Genomic DNA, 20752 nt, shown 5'->3' with positions numbered 1-20752 from the left:
CTCAGATCCCGGTGAGGCCGCCGGTGCACATGAGCGTCTGGCCGCTCACGTAGTCAGACTCCGGCGCGCACAGCAGGTACACCGCGCCCGCGGCCTCCTCGGGCGTGCCGCCGCGGCCCAGCGGAATCGACTGCTCCATCATCGACAGCAGGCCCGGGTTGATGCCGACCTTGATCTCGCGCCCCTCGATGTTCGCGGTGGTCGCTTCGGCGGTGCTCGCCGTGAGCCGCGTCTGGATGAAGCCGAAGGCCACGCAGTTGACCGTGACGTTCATGCGGCCCCACTCCTTGGCCAGCGTCTGCGTCATGCCGACGATGCCGGCCTTGGCCGTCGCGTAGTTGGCCTGTCCCGCGTTGCCGAAGAGGCCCGCCACCGACGAGATGTTGACCACCTTGCGCACCACGCGGCGGCCCGCCTCGGTCTCGGCCTTCGACAGCGCGCGGATCACCGGCTGCGCCGCGCGCAGGATGCGGAACGGCGCGGTCAGGTGCACGTCGATCATCGCGTACCACTGCTCGTCGGTCATCTTCTGCACCACGCTGTCCCAGGTGTAGCCCGCGTTGTTGACGACGATGTCCAGGCCCTTGTATTCGCTCACCGCGGTGCCGACGAAGCGCTCCGCGAAGTCGGGCGCGGAGACGCTGCCGACGCAGGCCACGGCCTGCCCGCCGGCGGCGCGAATGGCCTGCACCGTGTCCTCGGCCGGTTCCGCATCGAGGTCGTTGACGACGATGCGCGCGCCCTCGGAGGCGAGCTTCAGTGCAATGGCGCGGCCGATGCCGCGGCCCGAGCCGGTGATGAGTGCGACCTTGCCGTCGAGCTTGGGTGTCATGTCGTTGATCCTTTTTCCTGAAGAGACTCAGCGAAGCGCCACCAGCGCTTCGCCCGCGATGCGTGCCTGTCCGTACTGGTTGGCGCTGAGCACCTCGATGCGCACGCAGCGCTCGCCGCCGTGCTCGAGCTTCTCCACCACGCGGCCGGTGCAGCGCACCGCATGGCCCAGGTGCGTGATGCCCTGGAAGCGAACGTCGAATCGGCGCAGCTGCGACTGCGGCGCCCACTGCGTGAGCAGCCGGCCGAGCCAGGCCATGCCCAGCATGCCCTGCGCGAACACGTCGGGCATGCCGGAGCGGCGTGCGAAGTCAGTGTCGATGTGAATCGGGTTGTGGTCGCCCGAGGCGCCCGCGAACAGCGCGAGCGTGGTGCGGTTCACCGGCGGCAGCTGCAGCGCGGGGAGCTCGTCGCCGACCTGCACGGCATCGAATGTGGGAGGGGTCATGCATCTTTCCTTTCAGTGGGTTCCACGATTCCGTCTTCGGCCCGAGCCGCAAGCAGCGCGAGGGGTCATGCCGGGGCACCCGTGGAACCGGCTCCGCCGGGCCATTGGGTGCGCTCCCCCTCGAGGGAGAAATCGAAGCGACACGACGTGCGCGAAGACTTCGCGGGTGGGTCAATTCCTGCAGACGATGACGGCGCGCAGTTCGGCCACCAGCTCGTCGCGCTGGTTGGTGGCGCGCGAGGTCTTCACGACGAACTCGAGCGCGCCGTTCTTCTTGTCGTAGATGTCGGTGACGGTGGAACGCACCGTCACCGTGTCGCCCACGCACGCCGGCCGGTGGTAGCTGAAGCCCTGCTCGCCGTGCAGCAGCTTCGACAGCGGAATCTGCAGGTCTTCCAGCAGCCGGCCGGACGCGCCCGAGTCGAGCTCGGCCGCGAAGAGGAAGGTCGGCGGCGCGGGCAGGTCGGGGTAGCCGGCGTCGCGCGCCGCGGCGGCATCGGTGTAGATGGGGTCGGTCTCGCCGATGGCCCTCGCGAAGAACTGCAGCCGGCTGCGCTCGATGGGCAGCACCGATGGCGGCAGTTCGTGGCCGATCCATTTCCTGTCGATCATGGGACTTTCCTTGTGCGCGTCACACGCGTTCGTAGAGCGTCACCACGCAGGCGCCGCCGAGGCCGAGGTTGTGCTGCAGCGCCAGCCGCGCGCCTTCCACCTGCCGCTTGTCCGCCGTGCCGCGCAGCTGCTGGACCAGCTCGGTGCACTGCGCCAGCCCGGTCGCACCCAGCGGATGCCCCTTCGACAGCAGGCCGCCCGAAGGATTGGTGACCACCTTGCCGCCGTAGGTGTTGTCGCCGTCGACCACGAACTTCTCCGCGCCGCCCGGCGGGCACAGGCCCAGCGCCTCGTAGCTGATGAGTTCGTTGTGCGCGAAGCAGTCGTGCAGCTCGACCACGTCCACGTCCTGCGGGCCGACACCGGCGGCGTCGTACACCTTCTGCGCGGCTTCCTGCGCCATGCTGAAGCCGACCACCTCGCGCATGTCGCGGCTCTCGAAGGTGATGGGCCGGTCGGTGGTCATGGCCTGCGCCTTGATGCGCACGCTGCGGTCGAGCCCGCGGCGTTCGGCGAAGCGCGGCGAGCACACGATGGCCGCCGCAGCGCCGCAGGTGGGCGGGCAGGCCATGAGCCGCGTCATGACGCCGGGCCACATGACGGGCGCGGCCATGACCTCGTCCTCGGTGACCACGGTGCGGAACAGCGCCACCGGGTTGTTGGCCGCATGGCGGCTGGCCTTGGCGCGGATCTTCGCGAAGGTCGACATCTGCGTGCCGTATTGCGCCATGTGCGCGAGTCCCGCGCCGCCGAAGTAGCGCAGCGCGAGCGGCACCTGTGCGTTGCCCACCAGCTCGTCGGTGATGTTCTCGAACATGTCGAACGGGCTCGGCCGGTCGTCGAACACCGCGCCCAGCGCGCCGGGGCTCATGTGCTCGAAGCCCAGTGCCAGCACGCAGTCGGCGGCGCCGCTGGCCACGGCCTGGCGCGCGAGGAACAGCGCGGTCGAGCCGGTGGAGCAGTTGTTGTTGACGTTGACCACCGGAATGCCGGTCATGCCCACTTCGTACAGCGCGCGCTGGCCGGCGGTGGAGTCGCCGTACACGTAGCCCACGTAGGCCTGCTGCACCAGCTCGTAGCCGATGCCCGCGTCCTTCAGCGCGGCGTTGGCGGCCTGGCTCGCCATCTGCGGGTACGGCTGGTTGGCGCCGGGCTTGGTGAACGGGATCATGCCGACCCCGACCACATGGACGTCCTGACTCATGAAAGGCTCCTTGGAAATGGTTGCTTGAAATGAAGAGGGCTCAGGCCACGCTGCGCTGGCGGCCCTGCCAGAAGGGCTCGCGCAGCCGGGTCTTGAGCACCTTGCCCGCGCCCGACAGGGGCAGCGCATCGACCACGGCGATGCTGCGCGGGCACTTGTAGTTGGCGATCAGCGTCTTGCAGTGCGCAATCAGCTCCTCGCCCGTCACGCCCTGCCCCGGCTTCAGCACCAGCACCGCGTGCACCGCCTCGCCCCATTCGTCGCTGGGAATGCCGATGACCGCGCAGGCCGCCACCGCGGGGTGCTGGTTGACGGCGTTCTCGACCTCGGCCGAGTAGACGTTCTCGCCGCCGCTGATGATCATGTCCTTCATGCGATCGACCACGAAGATGAAGCCGTCGTCGTCCATGTAGGCGCCGTCGCCGGTGTGCATCCAGCCGTCGCGCAGCGCGGCGGCCGTCTGCTCGGGCTTGTTCCAGTAGCCCTGCATCACGTTGGGGCCGCGCACCGCGACTTCGCCCACGGTGCCGCGCGGCGCCTCTGCGCCGTCGGCATCGACGATGCGCACTTCCATGCACACGCTCGCTCGGCCGGCCGAGCGCAGCTTGCCGCGCTCGCGGCCTTCGGCCGTATGGAAGAACGCGGGAAGCAGCGTGGCGATGGGCGACAGCTCGGTCATGCCGTAGGCCTGCACGAAGTCGACGCCCGGAAACGCCGCCATGGCGCGGTTGAGCACGGCCTCGGAGATCGGCGAGGCGCCGTAGGTGATGCACTTCAGGCAGCCCAGGTCGCGCGGCTTGCGCATCGCAGGGTGGTCGACCAGCATCTGGATCATGGTGGGCACCAGCAGCACGCTGGTGACGCGGTCGCGCTCGATGGCGTCGAGCACGCCCTCGGGCGTGAACATCGGAATGATGATGTGCGTGTTGCCGGCGAACCAGTGCGGCGTGGCGATGCCCATGTCGGCCAGGTGGAACATGGGCGCGGCGTGCAGGTAGCAGCCGCCGGCGGGCACCATGCCCTCGGCCTGCGCGGCCAGGGCCGAACTGCAGATGTTGGCGTGGCTGAGCATCACGCCCTTGGGAAAGCCGGTGGTGCCGCCGGTGTAGAAGATGCCGGCCAGGTCGTCGCCGCGGCGCACCGCGTCGGGCACCGGCGCGGCCGTGTCGACCAGCGCCTCGTAGCCGTGCATGCCGGCCGGCGTGGGGCCGTCGCCGCAATAGATCACCTCGCGCAGGCTCTTCGACTGGCCGCGCATCTGCTCGACCACGCCGCGGAAGGCTTCGTCGACCAGCAGGATGGCCGAGCCGGAGTCGTCCAGCGAATAGAGGATCTCCGCGGGCGACCAGCGGATGTTGCACGGATTGAGCACGCCCCCGCCCCATGGCACGGCCATCTGGTATTCCAGGTAGCGGTCGGAGTTGAGCGACAGCATGGCGACGCGGTCGCCCGCCTGCATGCCCAGCCGCTGCAATGCGCCGGCCAGGCGCGCGACACGCTCGCCGAACTCGCGAAAGCTGCGCTGGCGGCCGGCGAAACGCACCGCGATGGCATCTGGGCGCTGCTGCATGGCCCGGTGGAGGCCTTGGGTCAGGTACATGGGTTGTCTCCGTCTCTCTTTGGTTTTGGGGCCTGTTCACCCTGGGCGCATGGTAGAAATCCGCCACCCGCGAGGCGATTGCACTTCGCTTCGATCGCATGGCAGAAAAGGTCAATCGACAGAACATGCTGCAACCGCCCGTCACCATCCCGATCGTCTTCGTCAGCGGCATGCTGTCGGGGCTTCGCGCGCGCGGCGACCGGGGTGCGGTGTGCATCGCGACGGCGCTGGAAGACGCCGGCATTGCACCGGCGCTGCTCGAGGAAGCCGGTGCACGCGTCACGGCCGAGCAGTACGTGGCGCTGTTCGCGCTGCTGATGGAGCGCATGGACGACGAGGCGCTGGGCTTTCTCACGCGGCGGCTGCGCTGCGGCAGCTTCGCGCTGATGACGCGCTCCACGCTGGGTGCGCGCACCTTCGAGGTGGCGCTGCGCCGCGTGGCCCACACCTTCGGCCTGCTGCAGGACGACCTCTCGCTGGTACTGCTGCGCGAAGGCCCGCTGACCGGCTTCGGGCTGCAGCTGAACAACCCGCCGGCCACGCACCAGAACTTCCTGCACGAGCTCATGCTGCGCGTGTACTGGCGGTTGTCGGCCTGGCTGCACGGCGGCCGGCTGGTGGCGCGCCGCTTCGACTTCGGCTTCGCGCTGCCGCCCTACGCCGACGGCTACGCGAAGGTATTCCCGGGACCGCTGCAGTTCGGCCAGCCGCAGACGGCCTTCTGGTTCGATGCCGATGCGCTCGACACGCCGGTGCACCGCGACGCCCAGGAAATGCAGGCCTTCCTGGCGGCCTCGCCGGCCAACGTGATCCTGCCGCGGCTGTCCGAGCAGGCTGTGAGCGCGCGGGTGCGCACGGTGCTGCAGCAGCACCGCCCCGCGTGGGCGGACCTGGCGACCGCGGCCGGCGTGCTGCACATGTCGGTCAGCACCCTGCAGCGGCACCTGGCGACCGAGGGCACCTCGTTCCAGGCACTGAAGGACCAGCTGCGCCGCGACCTCGCCATCGTGCGGCTCAACACCAGCGCCGTGCCGCTCGCGGCGCTGGCCGAGGAACTGGGTTTTGCCGACAGCGCTGCATTCCAGCGGGCCTTCAAGGCCTGGACCGGAGGCGCGCCGGGGTCGTACCGGCGACGCCGCGAGGCGGACGGCTGAACGGTCTCTGCCCGGCTGAGGCGCGCTGGCCCCGGGCGTCGGCGGCCTGCACGCGGTACCTGAACCCGGCCCGTCTGCGTTGACGCCGGCGAAGACGCCATCGCGCCGCACCGGAACGGGCCGTGTGTACATTCTCGAGTTGCTGGGTTTCCGGTAGTTTCCGGAATTACAGCAGCGCCCGCGCGACAATCCGGCGCATGGCCACCTCCACCGACCTTCCTCCCCTCAATCGCCAGTTCGTCGCCCACTTCGGCGAGATGGGCAGCAAATGGGGCATCAACCGCACCGTCGGCCAGATCTACGCGCTGCTCTACCTGTCGGAGCGCGCGCTCAACGCCGACGAGATCGCCGAACTGCTCGAGTTCTCGCGTTCGAACGTCAGCATGGGCTTGAAGGAACTGCAGGCCTGGCGCCTGGTGCACCTGCGGCACCACCCCGGCGACCGGCGCGAATACTTCGAGGCGCCGTCGGACGTGTGGGAGATCTTTCGCGTGCTGGCCGAGGAGCGCCGCCGCCGCGAGATCGAACCCACGCTCTCGATGCTGCGCAACGCGCTGCTCGAGTCACCGACGAGCGATGCCGAACGCCACGCGCAGGAGCGCATGCGCGAGATGCACGACCTGATCGACCGGCTCATGAAGTGGTTCGACGACGTCCAGCGGCTCGCGCCCGAGACCGCCATGAAGCTCATGGGAATGGGCGCGACCGTGACGAAGGTGCTGACGCTCAAGGACCGCATCACGGGCGGCGGAGCGTCGAAGAAGAAGGCTGACTAGAGCCGCTCCTGTCCTTGGGACGGCTCGGGCGTCCCGAGCTTGGCCCTGCGGACGGCATCGTCGTCCATCAGCTCGTACCACATGGCGTTGAGCACGGCGAAGGCGGCGGCCAGCGGCAGGCCGAGGATCCAGGCGAAATACCACATCTTGTTTTCCTCCGTTCAGTAGGCGTGTCCGCTCTCGTCGCGGATCGCCTGTTCGTCGACCTTGCCCCACAGCACGTGGTACACCCAGCTGGTGTAGGCCACGATGATGGGAATGAAGAACGCCGTGACCACCAGCATGATGAACAGCGTGAGGTGGCTCGACGACGAATCCCACACCGTGAGGCTGGCGCGTGGATCGATCGACGACGGCAGGATGAACGGGAACATCGACGCGCCCACGCTCAGGATGATGCCGGCGATGCCGAGCGCTGCCGTCAGCAGCGCCATGACGGGCCTGCGAAGCGCCAGCCCCAGCAACGCGCCCAGCACGCCGACAAGGCCCAGCACGGGCGCGGCCATGGTCCATGGGTGCGCGGCGTAGTTGGCGGTCCATGCGCCTGCGTGCAATTCGACGGTCTTCAGCATCGGGTTGGACGGCCCGACGGCATCGACCACGCTGCTGATGCGGTAGCCCCCGACGCTGGTCGCGAGCAGCACGCCCGCCAGCGCGTACAGCGCCACGGTAAGCACGGCGGCCACCATGCCGAAAGTGCGCGCGCGCTCGGCCACCGGTCCCGCGGTCTTCAGCGTCAACCACGCCGCGCCGTGCGTCACGAGCATGGCCACCGACACCAGTCCGCAAAGAACGGCGAACGGATTCAGCAGGGCGATGAAGCTGCCGTCGTAGAAGATGTGCATGTCGGGACCGAAGCGGAACGGCACGCCCTGCAGCACGTTGCCGATGGCCACGCCGCAGATCAGCGCCGGCACGAAGCCGCTGAAGAACAGCACCCCGTCCCAGCGCGAGCGCCATTGCGGCGCCTCGCGCTTGCTGCGGAACTTGAAGGCCACGGGCCGCAGGATCAGCGCCGTGAGGATCACGAACATTGCCAGGTAAAAGCCCGAGAAGGACACGGCGTACAGCTGCGGCCACGCCGCGAAGATCGCGCCGCCGCCCAGGATCAGCCACACCTGGTTGCCTTCCCACACCGGGCCCACGCTGTTGATGACGACACGGCGTTCGATGTCGTTGCGTGCCGCGAACGGCAGCAGCATGCCGGTGCCGAGGTCGAAGCCGTCCGTGACGGCGAAGCCCACCAGCAGCACGCCGATCAGCAGCCACCAGATGATGCGCAGGGTGTCGTAGTCGAGGAGTGTGTGGAGGGTCATGCGGCGCTCCCGCGGGTGGAAGGAATGGCGGCGGCGGCAGCGCCTGCTGCCGAGTGCGCCGGGGGAATGTGAGAGAGCGTGTCGCCTTCGTCGGGCGCGTGCTCGGCCTCGGGGCCCTTGCGGATGGCCTTGAGCATGAGCTTCATCTCGATGACGAGCAGCACCGTGTAGATGGCGATGAAGCCCCCGAGCGTGAGCAGCAGCGTCTTCACGCCGAGGTTCGACACGGCCACCGCGGTCGGGAGCACGCCTTCGATCACCCAGGGCTGGCGGCCGAACTCAGCCACCAGCCAGCCCGCCTCGATGGCGATCCAGGGCAGCGGAATGGCGAGCACCGCGAGCTTCAGCAGCCAGCGGTGGCTGTCGAGCTTGCGGCGCGCCGACAGCACGAAGAAGGTGGCCGTCAACAGGATCAGCAGCACGCCGACGCCCACCATCACGCGGAACAGCCAGAACAGCGGCGCCACCTGCGGCACGGTGTCCCATGCGGCCTTGGTGATCTGTTCGTCGGTGGCGGTGCGCGGATCGTCCACGTAGCGCTTGAGCAGCAGCGCATAGCCCATATTGATGCCGTTGTCCTCGAAGTCGCCGCGCACGCCCTGCGTGACCTTGGCCGTTCCGCCGGCCTCGCGGATCTTCTGCAGCGCGTCGTAGGCCTTCAGGCCCTCGCGGATGCGCGCTTCGGCGCGCTTCACCAGTTCATCGATGCCCGGCATCACCGTGTCGAGCGAACGCGTGCCGATGAGCCCCATCACGCCGGGGATGTGGATGGCGTAATGCGTTTCGCGCGCTTCCTGGTCGGGGAAGCCGACGACGGTGAAGGCGGCGGGTGCGGGCTGCGTCTCCCACATGGCCTCGATGGCCGCCAGCTTCATCTTCTGGTGTTCGCCCGAGAGATAGCCGCTCTCGTCGCCGAGCACGGCCACCGACAGCGCGGCGGCCAGGCCGAACGACGCGGCCACCGTCATCGAGCGCTTGGCAAGCTCGAGGTGACGGCCCTTGAGCACGTACCAGGCCGAGACGCCGAGCACGAACACCGCCGCGCACACGTAGCCCGCCGACACGGTGTGCACGAACTTGGCCTGTGCCACCGGGTTGGTCAGCACCGCCGCGAAGTCGGTCACTTCCATGCGCATGGTCTGCGAGTTGAAGGCCGCGCCCACCGGGTTCTGCATCCAGCCGTTGGCGATGAGGATCCACAGCGCCGAGAAGTTCGAGCCGATGGCCACCGCCCACGTCGCGACCAGGTGGCCGACCTTGGAAAGCTTGTCCCAGCCGAAGAAGAAGAGACCCACGAAGGTGGCCTCCATGAAGAAGGCCATGAGGCCTTCGATGGCGAGCGGCGCGCCGAAGATGTCGCCGACGTAATGGCTGTAGTAGCTCCAGTTCATGCCGAACTGGAACTCCATCACGATGCCGGTGGCCACACCCATCGCGAAGTTGATGCCGAACAGCACGCCCCAGAACTTCGTCATGTCGCGCCAGATCACGCGGCCGGTCATCACGTAGACCGTCTCCATGATGGCGAGGATGATCGAGAGCCCGAGGGTGAGCGGTACGAACAGGAAGTGATACAGCGCCGTCACGGCGAACTGCAGGCGCGATAGCGCAACGATGTCGAGGTCCATGGGTTCTTCCTTTTGTTTTCCCTGTTTTCTCTTGTTCTATGAAATCAGTCGGGACGCAGGCTGCGCAGCACGGCGTCGAAGGCATCACCGCCGCGGCGCAGGTCGGCCACGATGCGGCCCTTGTCCATGCACACGATGCGGTCGGCGAGCGCGGCCTCGCGGCGCAGGTGCGTGGCGATCAGCAGGGTGCGCTCGCCCGCGTGCCGGGCGAGGCGCTGCAGCACGTCGTGGGCGGTGGCGGTGTCGAGCGCTTCGGTGGGTTCGTCGAGCAGCCAGAGCGGCACGGGCCGCAGCATCAGGCGGGCCAGGGCGAGGCGGCGCGACTGTCCGCCCGACAGGCCGAGGCCGGCTTCTCCCAGCCGGGTGGCAAGGCCCGCGGGCATGGCGCGCACGTCGGCGTCGAGGCCGGCGGCCTGCAGCACGGCATGCAGCTGTTCGTCCGTGGCGTCGGGCGACGCGAGGCGGAGGTTGTCGCGCAGGCTGTCCTGAAACAGCTCGGTGCGCTGCGTGAGAAGGCAGGCCGGCCGCGCACCAGCCCGGCCCGACCGCGGCGCGATCTCGCCTGCGACGGCAGCGAGCAAGGTCGACTTGCCGGCGCCGCTCGCGCCGACGAGCGCGACACGTTCGCCGGGCAGCAAGGCCAGCGAAAGACCGGACAGGACGGGCGTGCTGCTGCCCTGGTGTGTCACCGTGATCTCCTGGAGGCGCAGCGCGAATGAGCCCGCATCACCGGCATCACCGGCATCACCGGCATCGGCGGTGCTCGCCGGCGCCGGCGCTTCATCCGCCATGCGAGGCGAAAGGCGGCGGATCGCCAGCCACGTGCGGCCCGCATCCAGGGCACCGCGGCGCAGCGCCGCGAAAGGCTCGGTCGCGGTGAGCGCAACCAGCAGCGCCAACGCCGCGGCAGGAGCGCCGATCGCACCCTCGCTCACCAGCGCGCCGACGGCGAGCAACGTGCCCACCAACGTCAGCGTGCCGGCGCAGCCGAAGGAGAAGCCTGCCGCGGCGTCGAGCCTGTTCAACGCCAGGTCGGCCCTGGCGAGATGCATGTCCGCGTTCATCACCGCATCGCATTGGGCATCGATGCGGCCTGCCATGACGAGGTCGGCCTGTCCGGCCACGAGGTCGACGGCGCGCGCGCGCAAGGCTTCGATGGCATGGGCGCGCTTCATGGCGGGCCGGCGCGCACGTCGCGCCACTGCAAGAGCGATGCCCCAGCCGGCGGCCACCAGCCACGACAGCAACGCGAGCCCCATTCCGGCGTGCATGAAGCCGAGCACCACGCCGGCCAGCACGGCGGCGCCCAGTGCGGCGACGCCCGGCACAAACAGCCGCAGGTAGAGCGACTCCAGCGCGTCGATGTCGGACGTGAGACGGAACAGCAGCCGCGCCGGCCGCATCAGCAGCGCGCGCGCGGCCTCGGCCTTGGCCCAGCCGCGAAACAGCTGCACGCGCAGCGCGGCCAGCACGGCGAAGGTCGCATCGTGCGTCACGAGCCGCTCGCCGTAGCGCGATCCCGTGCGACCCAGCGCGAGAAGGCGGATGCCGGCCGAAGGCATGAACACGTCGAATGTGAAGGCGGTGGCGGCATGCAGGCCGGCCAATGCGGTCGCGGTGATGAACCAGCCGGACAGCCCCAGCAAGGCCATTCCGGTGAGCGCGGTGAGGGCTGCAAGCAGCCCGCCGAGCAGCAGCGGCCGAGGCTGCCCGGCCAGGAATGGGCGCAGCACGAGGCGCAGGTCGCGCCAGTACGAGCCGCGGGCGACAGCTGCCTTCATGCGGCCTCCCTCGTCTTTTCGAATTGCGCCATCGACGCCCCGTCGAGGCACACCACGCGGTGCATGCGTGCCGCGAGCACGGGGTCGTGCGTGGCGACGACCAGGGTCTTTCCGCGCGCCAGCTGCACCAGCGCATCGGCCACGCGCGCAGCGGTCTCGGTGTCGAGGTGCGCAGTCGGCTCGTCCACCAGCAGCAGGTCGGCGTGCGGATGGACCGCGACGCGCGCGAGCGCAAGACGCACCGCTTCGCCGCCCGACAGGCCATGTCCGCCTTCGCCCAGGGCCACGGCAGGATCCGCCTGCGCCACCTCGTCGAGCGCCACGAAGCGCATCGCGGCGGCAACCCGGGGCGCATCGACCGCGGAACGCCCGAGCGCCACATTGGAGGCCACGGAACCGGCGAACACATGAGGCAACTGGCCCATCCAGCCGATGCGCCGGCGAAGCGCGGCAACGGTGTGGTCCGTGAGCGGCACGCCGCCGATCGAGATCTCGCCGCGGCTCGCAGGCAGAAGGCCCGCGATCAGCGACAACAGCGCGGTCTTGCCGCTGCCGCTCGCACCCATCAGCGCGATGTGCTCGCCGGGTGCGACGCGCAGCTCGAAACCGTCCACCACCTCCTGCGATTCGCCGGGCCAGGCGAAGTGGAGGTCGTGCACCGAGAGTGCCGGTGCGGTGGCGGGCATGCCGGTGCTGGCGCGGGTCAGCGAGGCATTCGCGCCCGGCAGGGGCAACGCGCTGCGCTGCAGCTGTTCGAGCGACTCCCAGGCCGCCTCGCCGGCCGCGCGGTCGTGCCACACGGCCGACAGTTCGCGCAACGGCTCGAAGAAGGCCGGTGCCAGCAGCAGCACGAAGAGTCCCTGGCCCAGGCTCAGTTGGCGGCCCCAGGTGCCGAAGCCGAGCGTGCCGAGCAGATGGAAGCCGACGTACGCGGCGACCATCGCGACGCCCAGCGCGGAGAAGAGCTCGAGCACCGCCGAGGAAAGGAACGCGATGCGCAGCACCGCCATCGTTCGCTGGCGCAGGGACTGCGCGGCATCGCCGAGCCTCTGCGCCGTGGCGTCCACCGCGCCGAGCGCGCGCAGCGTCGCGAGGCCGCGCAGGCGATCGAGCAGGAAGGCGTTCATGCCGCCCAGCTCGACCATGTGCGCCTCGCTCGCGGCCTTCGCGCGCCAGCCGACGATGGCCATAAACATGGGAATGAGCGGCGCCGCGAACAGCAGCACCAGCGCCGCCACCCACGAAAACGCGGCCACGACGACCAGGATGACGACAGGCACGACCGTGGCGCGCCAGCGTGCGGGCTGGTAGCGCACAAAGTACGGCACCAGCGCCTCGGCCTGCTCGGCGAGCGCGCTCGCAGCGAATCCCGACGGCGCGCGAGAGCGATCGAGCGGCGAGCCGGCGGCCAATGCCGTGGCCGCCTGTGCGCGCAGCGCCGTGAGTTGCGCCCGTGCGCGGCCGAAGGTGCGCCGCGAGCCCCACGCTTCGGCGGCGGCTCGCAGCACGCCGAGCAACAGGATGAGGCCGGCGGGCCAGATCACCGCCAGGAATCCCTGTCCCGACGCAAGCCCCTGAACCGCCATGGCCAGCAACGCAGCTTGCGGAAGCCAGAACAAGGCGGCTGCGCCCTGCACCATCCCGCCGACGTCGGGCGACGCGAAAGCACGCAATGGCGATCGTGATGGCGAGATGTTGGTCATTCCTTGGTTTCGTGTATTTTCAGTATTTACTGAAATTTCCACAATCATACCGAAGACGAGCGCGGCTGACGAGCCCCGGAGACTGCGCGCTCCAGGGCTCGAATGCAATGCGTCAAAAGGGATACGGCGGCCTCGCCGCCATGACCGGCCGAGCGGGCGCTCGGCCGGTCAGGGTCTGCTCACCCTGTTTCTGGCGTCGCGAAGGCCTGTCACGGCAGGCCAGCCGAGGCGCGCGACGCCGCATGTGCCCTTGGAGGGGGCGCAACGCCGAGTGGGCGGCCGTGGCAAGCCTTCCTTTCGGTTTGGCCGAAAAAGGGGCCGCCTGCGGCATTGCTTGCGCTGCAAGGCATCAGCCTTGCAGCCAGCCCTTGCCGTCAACGCGAAGCCAGAAACAGGGCGAACCGACCCTAATGCGAAACGACGATGCCGCTGACCAGCAACGCGGCAAAAAGCGCGAAGACTGCGCGCCACGATGCCGGGCGGGCTTCCACCCAGCGGTACAGCAAGGCGGCCGCGCCCACCGACAGAACGAAGGTTGCCGCCAGCCCGGCGGCGTCGAACCACGCGCCGTGCGGCCCGGCGTTGGCGACCGCCGCGTTCATGGCGAGCAGCACCGGAAAGTGGATCAGGAACAGCGAATAGGACATGCGTCCCAGCCGCTGCAACGGCACCGCGAAAGTCGGCCAATGCGACGGCGACAGCCAGTGCCGGCGCTGCGCGACCGCCAGCAGCAAGGCCGTGACCAGCGCCGTGGCGATGCGGCTGCGCCAGTCGATCGCCAGCGCGCCCGCACCCACCAGCGCCAGCAGCGCGACCGCGCTTTGCCAGGTGCTGTCGCGCGTGGCGCGGCCGCTCCAGAACACCAGCATGCCGAGGCCGTAGGTGCCGAAGAAATAGAAGGCGGTGTCGTCCAGCCCCGCATTGCGGTTGAACAGCGCGAGCGACGCCACCGCCAGCCCGAGGACCAGCGCCACCGGCAGCCAGCGGGCCGCGGCGCTCAGCGGTGCGCCGCCGTTGGAGCGCTGCATGAGTGTCGGCAGTCCGACCAGCACCAGCGCCAGCGCGAACAGCTGGAAGTCGATGGCGACGTACCAGACGCCGGTGGACAGAGACTCGTAGCCCAGCAGGTCTTGCAGCAGCAGTCCGTGCGCAATCAACTGCCCGAGCGTCGGCGACGCGGGCACCACCTCCTCATCGAGCCAGGGCCTGACCCACGCCGCCACCAGCACGCAGACAGTGAGCGCGGCGAGGTAAGGCATCACCAGACGCCCGTAGCGCTGCAGGATGCGCGTCACCGGCCGCTCGACGCGCAGCGTGCCGTCGGGCGCCAGGCTGGCGGCCGCCAGGAAGCCGGCGATCACCAGGAACACCTGCACCGCCAGGCGTCCGTCGTCGGACAGCCATGCGAAGAAATCGGGCGCGAGCGCATACGCGCCGGCCGGCATCGGGCCGTAGCGCGAAAGATGATGTCCGACGATCACCGCACAGGCGATGCCCTTTGCTGCATCGAGCAGCGGCATCCGTCCAAGCGACGAAGAAGGCGCGCCGGGAGCCGCCGCGCCGCTCGCTTGCGGGGTCAAAGCGCGAGCCGTTGCCTTGCCTGCTGGTACTCGCGCTTCAGCTTCTCGATGAAGGCAGCGGCACTCGACACTTCGGTCACGGCGCCGATGCCCTGGCCCGAACCCCAGATGTCCTTCCAGGCCTTGGCCTTGCTGCCGTCGCCGGTCGCGAAGTTCATGGTCTTCAGGTCGCCTTCGGGCAGGTTGGCCGGGTCCATGCCGGCCGCCACGATGCTGGGCGCGAGGTAGTTGCCGTGAACGCCGGTGAACAGGTTCGAGTAGACGATGTCGTCGGAGTTGCCGTCGACGATGGCCTGCTTGTACTCCTCGCTCGCGCGCGCTTCCTCGGTCGCGATGAAGGCCGTGCCGATGTAGGCAAAGTCGGCACCCATGGCCTGCGCTGCGAGCACCGCACCGCCGGTGGCAATGGAGCCCGACAGTGCGATCGGGCCGTCGAACCATTGGCGGATTTCCTGCACCAGCGCGAACGGGCTCTTCACGCCCGCATGGCCGCCGGCGCCGGCCGCCACCGCGATGATGCCGTCGGCGCCCTTCTCGATCGCCTTCTGGGCGAACTTGTTGTTGATGATGTCGTGCAGCGTGACGCCGCCGTAGCTGTGCACCGCGTCGTTCACATCGGTGCGCGCGCCCAGCGAGGTGATGACGATCGGCACCTTGTACTTCACGACCATCTCCATGTCGTGCTCGAGGCGGTCGTTGCTCTTGTGCACGATCTGGTTGATGGCGAACGGCGCGGCGGGCTTCTCCGGATTGGCCTTGTTGTAGGCCGCGAGTTCCTCGGTGATCTCGGCGAGCCAGTCCTCGAGCTGCGCGGCGGGGCGTGCATTGAGCGCGGGCATCGAGCCGACCACGCCGGCCTTGCATTGCGCAATCACGAGCTTGGGGTTGCTGATGATGAACAGCGGCGAGCCGATGATGGGCAGCGGCAGGTTCGCGAGCACGGGAGGCAGTTTCGACATGATCGTTGTCTCTTGAAGGTTGTTGAAAGCGGTAAGCGGACAGCCGGACGCGGAGACGCGGGGACGCGGGGACGCGGACGTTCGCGAGGAGCAACCGGGAGAAATCAAATTCTGATTTCCCTTTCGCGTCCTCTGCGTAACCTTGGCGACCTTCCCGCCCGGAAATCCGATGTCAGAAGGCGTCGAGCGCGAGCGCCGTGACGCTCTCGGCGCCTTCGACGATGCTGTCGCGCATGCCCGGCACCTTGTTCAGGATGTGCTCCGCGTAGAAGCGCGCGGTGGCGATCTTGGCCAGCATGAAGTCGGTGTCGAAGCTGCGCGAGGCGAGGTCCTGCGCAATGATCAGCGAGCGCGCAAGCTGCCAACCGGCCACCAGGTTGCCCGCGAGCATCAGGTAGGGCACGCTGCCCGAGAACACGGCGTTGGGCGAGGTCTTGGTCTGGCCTGCGACGAAATTGACCACGTCGATGAATGCCAGCCGTGCGGCCGTCAGGCGCTTGAGCACCGCAGCAGCCGCGGGATGGTCGCTCTTGGCGAGTTCGGCCTCGGTCTTCTCGATCTGCGCGGCAATGGCTTTCGCGGTCTGGCCGCCATCGCGCGCGGTCTTGCGGCCCACGAGGTCGTTCGCCTGGATGGCCGTGGTGCCTTCGTAGATCGTCAGGATCTTCGCGTCGCGGTAGTACTGCGCCGCGCCTGTCTCTTCGATGAAACCCATGCCGCCATGCACCTGCACGCCGAGCGAGGTCACCTCGAGGCTCATCTCGGTGCTGTAGCCCTTCACCAGCGGAACCATGAATTCGTAGAAGGCCTGGTTCTGCCTGCGCGCATCCGCATCGGGATGGTGGTGTGCCGCATCGTAGGCCGCCGCCGCCACGCTGGCCATCGCGCGGCAACCTTCGGTGTAGGCACGCATCGTCATCAGCATGCGCTTCACGTCCGGGTGGTGAATGATCGGCGCGCTGGCGTTCATCGAGCCGTCGACCGGACGGCTCTGCACGCGGTCCTTGGCGTAGGCCACCGCGTGCTGGTAAGCGCGCTCCGCGATCGCGATGCCCTGCATGCCGACCGCATAGCGGGCCGAATTCATCATGATGAACATGTACTCGAGGCCGCGGTTCTCCTGCCCGACGAGGTAGCCGACGGCACCGCCATGGTCGCCGTACTGCAGCACCGCGGTGGGCGAGGCCTTGATGCCCATCTTGTGCTCGATGCTCACGCAATGCACGTCGTTGCGTTCGCCGAGCGAGCCGTCCTTGTTCACCAGGAACTTGGGCACCACGAAGAGGCTGATGCCCTTCACGCCTTCGGGCGCGCCGCTCACGCGGGCCAGCACCAGGTGCACGATGTTCTCGGCCATGTCGTGTTCACCGTAGGTGATGAAGATCTTGGTGCCGAACACCCTGTAGGTGCCGTCCGGCTGCGGCTCCGCGCGGCTGCGTACCAGTGCGAGGTCGCTGCCGGCCTGCGGCTCGGTGAGGTTCATCGTGCCGGTCCATTGGCCGCTCACGAGCTTCTCGAGATACACCGCCTTGAGTTCGTCGGAGCCGGCCGTGAGCAGCGCCTCGATGGCGCCATCGCTCAAGAGCGGGCACAGCGCGAAGCTCATGTTGGCCGAGTTGAGCATCTCGCCGCAGGCCGCGCCGATGGTCTTGGGCAGCCCCTGGCCACCGAAGTCCGCAGGATGCTGCAGGCCCTGCCAGCCACCCGACACGTACTGCGCGAAGGCTTCCTTGAAGCCGGCCGTGGTGGTCACCGCGCCATCCTTGAACGACGAAGGGTCGCGGTCGCCCGGCACGTTCAGTGGCGCGATCACGTCCTGGTTGAAACGTGCGCACTCCTCGAGCACGGCCTGTGCGGTCTCGAGGCCGGCGTCCTCGAAGCCCGGCAGCCTGGCGATCTCGCCGATGTTGGCCAGGTGCTCGATGTCGAACAGCATGTCCTTGAGTGGGGCGGTGTAGCTCATGTCATGTCTCCAGATACAGCGGATACGAAAAGGGCATCGCGAACGATGCCCTCTGGCTCATTGCGTCGGCACGGTCAGAGCGCCTTGACCAGTTCCGGCACGGCCGTGAACAGGTCGGCCACGAGGCCGTAGTCGGCCACCGAGAAGATCGGAGCTTCCTCGTCCTTGTTGATCGCGACGATGACCTTCGAGTCCTTCATGCCGGCCAAGTGCTGGATTGCGCCCGAGATGCCTGCTGCGATGTACAGCTGGGGGGCGACGATCTTGCCGGTCTGGCCCACTTGCCAGTCGTTCGGGGCGTAGCCCGCGTCCACTGCGGCGCGGCTGGCGCCGAGGCCTGCGTTGAGCTTGTCTGCCAGCGGCGTCATGACCTCGGTGAACTTCTCTGCGCTGCCCAGCGCACGGCCGCCCGACACGATGATCTTGGCGGCGGTCAGTTCGGGGCGGTCGCTCTTCGTGACTTCGCGGCCCACGAAGCTGCTCTTGCCGCTGTCGGCCACGCCTTCGGCGGTTTCGACCGTTGCGCTGCCACCCGTGGCGGCTGCGGCGTCGAAGCCGGTCGTGCGAACGGTGATCACCTTGGTGGCGTCGCTGCTCTGCACGGTGGCAATCGCGTTGCCTGCGTAGATCGGGCGCTCGAAGGTGTCGGGGCTGTCGACCTTGGTGATGTCGCTGATCTGGGCCACGTCCAGCTTGGCGGCCACGCGCGGAGCGACGTTCTTGCCGTTGGCGGTCGAGGGGAACAGGATGTGGCTGTAGTTCGCGGCGATGGCGAGGACTTGCGCTGCGACGTTCTCTGCGAGGTTCTCGGCCAGGGATGCGCTGTCGGCGGCGATGACCTTGGAGACACCGGCGATCTGGGCTGCGGCCTTGGCGGCTTCGGCCGCATTGGCGCCAGCCACCAGCACGTGAACATCACCACCGCAAGCGAGTGCGGCAGTCACGGTGTTCAGGGTCGCCGGCTTGATGCTGGCGTGGTCGTGTTCGGCAATAACAAGTGCGGTCATGTTCAGATCACCTTCGCTTCGTTCTTCAGTTTCTCGACCAGGGTGGCAACGTCAGGCACCTTGATGCCGGCGCCGCGCTTGGGCGGCTCTGCAACCTTCAGCGTCTTCAGGCGAGGCTTGACGTCCACGCCCAGGTCTTCGGGCTTGACCGTGTCGAGCTGCTTCTTCTTGGCCTTCATGATGTTGGGCAAGGTCACGTAGCGCGGCTCGTTCAGGCGCAGGTCGGTCGTGATGACCGCAGGCAGGCTCAGGGTGAGGGTTTCCAGGCCGCCGTCGACTTCGCGGGTGACCGTGGCCTTGTCGCCGGCGACTTCGACCTTGGAGGCGAAGGTGGCTTGGGGCAGGTCAGCCAGGGCAGCGAGCATCTGGCCAGTCTGGTTGGCGTCGTCGTCGATGGCCTGCTTGCCCAGAATGACCAGCTGGGGCTGTTCCTTGTCGACCAGCGCCTTGAGCAGCTTGGCGACAGCGAGGGGTTGCAGCTCTTCGGTGGTCTCCACCAGGATGCCTCGGTCGGCGCCGATGGCCATCGCGGTGCGGAGGGTTTCCTGGCACTTCGCATCGCCGCAGGACACGGCGATCACTTCCGTGACCACGCCCTTTTCCTTCAGGCGAACCGCCTCTTCGACGGCGATCTCGTCGAACGGGTTCATGCTCATCTTCACGTTGGCAATGTCCACGCCGGTGCCGTCGCTCTTCACGCGCACCTTCACGTTGTAGTCGACGACCCGTTTGACAGGTACAAGAACCTTCATTGACTTGACTCCATTGGATTGCAAAAAGGGGGCTTTCGAGGGCAACCGGTCATTCTAGGACGCGACCTATGCAGCCTCTCCATTCTTCCTGTCGGCCAAACGGCCAAAAAAGAACGATCGTGCTTTTTCAAGATTATAAAACAGCGTCGGGCGCCTGAGCGATGCCTGGCGGTAAAGACTCCACACGCACAACGCGCTGCGGATAGGGAATGTCAATGCCTGCACCGCGCAATCCGTCGAGGATCGCGATGTTGATGGCCGAGCGCAGGTTGTCCTTGCCCTTGTCGGGATCGGTCACCCAGAAATTCAGCGTGAACTCGAGCCCGTCGGGCGCGAAGTTCATGAGGAAGGCCACCGGCGCCGGATCGGACATCACGCGCGACTGCGCCTTGGCCGCCTCGCAAAGGATGTTCTGCACCTGTGCCACGTCGCTTTCGTAGCCGACCACGATGGTGGTCGTGATGTTGAACTTGCGGTCGGCGAGCGAGAGGTTTTCCACCCGGCTGGTGATCAACGACTCGTTCGGCACGATGGCTTCGCGCCCGTTGCCCGCGCGGATGAGCGTGTAGCGCGTCTTGATGTCGGTGATGCGGCCTTCGAAGGTGTCGACCTTCACGTTGTCACCGATGCGGATCGAGCGTTCGAGCAGGATCACGAAGCCGCTCACATAGTTGGCCGCCAGCTTCTGCAGGCCGAAGCCCAGGCCCACGCCCAGCGCACCGCCGAGCACGGAGAGCGCCGTCAGGTCCACCCCCACCGCCGACAGCGCGAACAGCAGGCCCACCAGCAGCAGGAAGGCCCGCACCGCGTTCGACGCGACCTTGCGCATCGACAGGTCGGTGACGGCCTCTCGCAGGATGCGCTTCTCGATGGTCGCCGCGATCCACAGCGCGATCACCATCACCAGGCCCGCCGACAGCACGCCCTGGAAGATCGTCTGCAGGCTCACGCGCGTCTTGCCGAACGACAGCGTGATCTCGTCGAGTTCGGCCAGCACCGGCGGCAGCAGCCCGACGATCCAGAGCACCGCAGCGATCCAGGCCAGCCAGGAGATCGTCCGCTCGATCAGCCGCACGAGGTTGGACGCGGGGAACACCGCACGCAGCACGCGCGCGAACAGCCGGATCACCACCAGCGACAGGAACACCGACACCGCGATGCGCAGCACCAGCACGGTCTGGAAATCGATCACCACGCGGCGGGCGATCTCGGTCAGCACCAGCGCCATCAACGGGAACAGCAGGCCGTCGAAGGTGCGCTCCCCGAACCAGATGGAGTCCTTGGGCTGGTCGCGGCCGAACCATTTGCACACGGCCCAGGCAAGCGCCACGCAGGCGACCAGGGCAACGAGTTCGATGCCGAGGCCGCGCGCATCGACATGGCTCAGGCGTTGGGTGAAGTCGTTGAAATTCATCAGTTGGAGAAGGCAGGCAGGCGG

Annotated in this window: 18 protein-coding genes; 2 read left to right on the top strand and 16 right to left on the bottom strand. The window is 68.0% G+C overall.

The genetic code is table 11. The features are described from left to right. Nucleotide 1: 1 nt before the first annotated feature. The 5 genes from AACL56_RS31925 to AACL56_RS31905 form a co-directional block, all read right to left on the bottom strand. A complete protein-coding gene (locus tag AACL56_RS31925; protein ID WP_339094341.1) occupies nt 2–832 on the bottom strand; it encodes an SDR family NAD(P)-dependent oxidoreductase in 831 nt (276 codons plus the stop codon). A 27-nt stretch (nt 833–859) separates the two neighbouring features. Then, nucleotides 860–1279, bottom strand: a complete 420-nt coding sequence (locus tag AACL56_RS31920; protein ID WP_339094339.1) for a MaoC family dehydratase — start codon at nt 1277–1279, stop codon at nt 860–862. A gap of 171 nt (nt 1280–1450) precedes the next feature. After that, nucleotides 1451–1891, bottom strand: a complete 441-nt coding sequence (locus AACL56_RS31915; protein ID WP_339094337.1) for a MaoC family dehydratase N-terminal domain-containing protein — start codon at nt 1889–1891, stop codon at nt 1451–1453. 19 nt (nt 1892–1910) lie between these two features. Then, a complete protein-coding gene (locus tag AACL56_RS31910) occupies nt 1911–3095 on the bottom strand; it encodes a lipid-transfer protein (protein ID WP_339094335.1) in 1185 nt (394 codons plus the stop codon). 40 nt (nt 3096–3135) lie between these two features. Beyond that, a complete protein-coding gene (locus tag AACL56_RS31905) occupies nt 3136–4695 on the bottom strand; it encodes a long-chain-fatty-acid--CoA ligase (RefSeq protein ID WP_339094333.1) in 1560 nt (519 codons plus the stop codon). A gap of 125 nt (nt 4696–4820) precedes the next feature. On the opposite strand from AACL56_RS31905, the gene AACL56_RS31900 reads away from it, so the two are divergent. Further along, complete coding sequence (locus AACL56_RS31900) at nt 4821–5849, top strand: AraC family transcriptional regulator (protein WP_339094331.1); 1029 nt, start codon at nt 4821–4823, stop codon at nt 5847–5849. 197 nt (nt 5850–6046) lie between these two features. After that, entirely contained in the window at nt 6047–6625 is a 579-nt protein-coding gene (locus tag AACL56_RS31895) for a GbsR/MarR family transcriptional regulator (RefSeq protein WP_339094328.1), read from the top strand. On the opposite strand, the gene cydX is transcribed toward AACL56_RS31895, so the two are convergent. The 11 genes from cydX to AACL56_RS31840 all read right to left on the bottom strand — a co-directional run bounded on the left by cydX (nt 6622) and on the right by AACL56_RS31840 (nt 20728). Beyond that, nucleotides 6622–6771: a cytochrome bd-I oxidase subunit CydX gene (gene cydX, locus AACL56_RS31890; protein ID WP_339094326.1), complete on the bottom strand. Its 150-nt coding sequence runs from the start codon at nt 6769–6771 to the stop codon at nt 6622–6624. The two genes, AACL56_RS31895 and cydX, sit on opposite strands and share 4 nt — an antisense overlap. Before the next feature lie 15 nt (nt 6772–6786). Beyond that, nucleotides 6787–7941: a cytochrome d ubiquinol oxidase subunit II gene (gene cydB, locus AACL56_RS31885; RefSeq protein WP_339094324.1), complete on the bottom strand. Its 1155-nt coding sequence runs from the start codon at nt 7939–7941 to the stop codon at nt 6787–6789. Next, on the bottom strand, nt 7938–9569 hold the full coding sequence (locus AACL56_RS31880; RefSeq protein WP_339094322.1) for a cytochrome ubiquinol oxidase subunit I: 1632 nt from the start codon (nt 9567–9569) through the stop codon (nt 7938–7940). The genes cydB and AACL56_RS31880 overlap by 4 nt, the downstream gene beginning before the upstream one ends. A 44-nt stretch (nt 9570–9613) precedes the next feature. Further along, on the bottom strand, nt 9614–11350 hold the full coding sequence (gene cydC / locus AACL56_RS31875) for a thiol reductant ABC exporter subunit CydC (protein WP_339094320.1): 1737 nt from the start codon (nt 11348–11350) through the stop codon (nt 9614–9616). Beyond that, on the bottom strand, nt 11347–13053 hold the full coding sequence (cydD, locus tag AACL56_RS31870) for a thiol reductant ABC exporter subunit CydD (RefSeq protein ID WP_339094318.1): 1707 nt from the start codon (nt 13051–13053) through the stop codon (nt 11347–11349). Before cydD ends, cydC begins: the two co-directional genes overlap by 4 nt. 407 nt (nt 13054–13460) lie before the next feature. Beyond that, on the bottom strand, nt 13461–14573 hold the full coding sequence (locus tag AACL56_RS31865; protein WP_339095309.1) for an acyltransferase family protein: 1113 nt from the start codon (nt 14571–14573) through the stop codon (nt 13461–13463). A gap of 56 nt (nt 14574–14629) precedes the next feature. Continuing rightward, entirely contained in the window at nt 14630–15592 is a 963-nt protein-coding gene (locus tag AACL56_RS31860; RefSeq protein WP_339094316.1) for an NAD(P)H-dependent flavin oxidoreductase, read from the bottom strand. 172 nt (nt 15593–15764) lie between these two features. Next, nucleotides 15765–17555 carry an acyl-CoA dehydrogenase gene (locus AACL56_RS31855; protein WP_339094314.1) on the bottom strand — a complete coding sequence of 597 codons (1791 nt, stop codon included), beginning with the start codon at nt 17553–17555 and terminating at the stop codon, nt 15765–15767. Between the two features lie 74 nt (nt 17556–17629). Then, nucleotides 17630–18562 carry an electron transfer flavoprotein subunit alpha/FixB family protein gene (locus AACL56_RS31850; RefSeq protein ID WP_339094312.1) on the bottom strand — a complete coding sequence of 311 codons (933 nt, stop codon included), beginning with the start codon at nt 18560–18562 and terminating at the stop codon, nt 17630–17632. A 2-nt stretch (nt 18563–18564) separates the two neighbouring features. Continuing rightward, nucleotides 18565–19314, bottom strand: a complete 750-nt coding sequence (locus AACL56_RS31845) for an electron transfer flavoprotein subunit beta/FixA family protein (RefSeq protein WP_339094310.1) — start codon at nt 19312–19314, stop codon at nt 18565–18567. 133 nt (nt 19315–19447) lie between these two features. Further along, nucleotides 19448–20728 (bottom strand): mechanosensitive ion channel family protein, encoded by a 1281-nt coding sequence (locus tag AACL56_RS31840; protein WP_339094308.1) that lies wholly within the window; start codon nt 20726–20728, stop codon nt 19448–19450. Nucleotides 20729–20752 lie beyond the last annotated feature (24 nt).

The organism is Variovorax paradoxus (assembly GCF_902712855.1).
GTDB classification, from domain to species: Bacteria; Pseudomonadota; Gammaproteobacteria; order Burkholderiales; family Burkholderiaceae_C; genus Variovorax; species Variovorax paradoxus_Q.
This window is presented reverse-complemented; position numbering and strand designations above follow the sequence as displayed.